The 897-nt window shown below is 70.0% G+C and carries 1 protein-coding gene and 1 pseudogene; one reads left to right on the forward strand and one right to left on the reverse strand.

The features are described 5' to 3' along the window. Window position 1 precedes the first annotated feature (1 nt). Window positions 2-400 (reverse strand): annotated as a pseudogene (locus B9G38_RS17095) (Mov34/MPN/PAD-1 family protein); the annotation flags it as partial. Between the two features lie 140 nt (window positions 401-540). Between B9G38_RS17095 and B9G38_RS17100 the strand changes: the two are divergent. Continuing rightward, window positions 541-897, forward strand: a 357-nt coding sequence (locus B9G38_RS17100) for a S1 RNA-binding domain-containing protein (RefSeq protein ID WP_143415615.1), incomplete at its 3' end; no start/stop codon positions are given.

The following is an 897-nucleotide window of genomic DNA, read 5'->3' on the forward strand; positions in this document are numbered from 1 at the left end:
GGGTCGTCTGGTTCCCCTCGTTGTCGAACGCCTTCCAGTCGCCCCAGCCGTAGGGGGCGCCGGCGATGATGTGCACCTTCCCCTGCCCGAACGTCGCGAGGTCGGCGTCGCTCGGTCGCAGCGCGCCGTTCGGGTGCGAGTGGACCGACCCGACCGCGCGCATGTCGTTCGGCTTCATGTTGGTGCGGACGGTGGCGCTCGTCGGGCTCGACTCCGTGCCCGGGATGACGAGCACGTCGGTGATCACCTGTCCGTCGCGGTCGAGGTCCAGCTTCCGGGCGTCGTCCGCGCGGAGGAACCCCATGTACTCGTTGGGGTGGGTCTCCTCGCTCGCCTCGAGCACGAACTCCAGGGTCTCTCGGGCGATCCCGAGGAGCTCGTCCGAGCGGAACAGTCGCATGAGCGGAACAAGTCGTCGTCGCCTCATAGGGGTTCCGGACCGCGGGACGCGGGGCGGTCGCTCGGCCGCCGACGAGCGGAGCCCGGCGCCGCGATCCCCGAGAGAACAGGCTTAACACCGCCCGTTCCCGAGACGTGTCCATGAGCGAAAACACCGCCGGGGATTCCGGCACGCGGGGCGATTCGAGCCCCGAACCCGACGCCGACGCGGCGGAGGGGACGGTCGAGGACCGGTCGGCGCGCGCGGCCGACGACCGCCCGACCGTCTACGACTTGGCACCGGACTGTACCCTCGAAGACGCCGAGGTCGACGCGTTATACCACGCCGAGGTCAACGGCGTCGTCGACTACGGCGTGTTCGTCGACCTCTCCGACGCCGTGAGCGGCCTCGTCCACGAGTCGAACCTCGACGGCGAGTACGCGGTCGGCGACCGGCTGATCGTCCGGCTCACCGAGGTGAAGGAGAACGGCGACGTGGCGTTCGACGACGTCGACCCC

The sequence above is a fragment of the Halorubrum sp. SD612 genome, assembly GCF_002135005.1.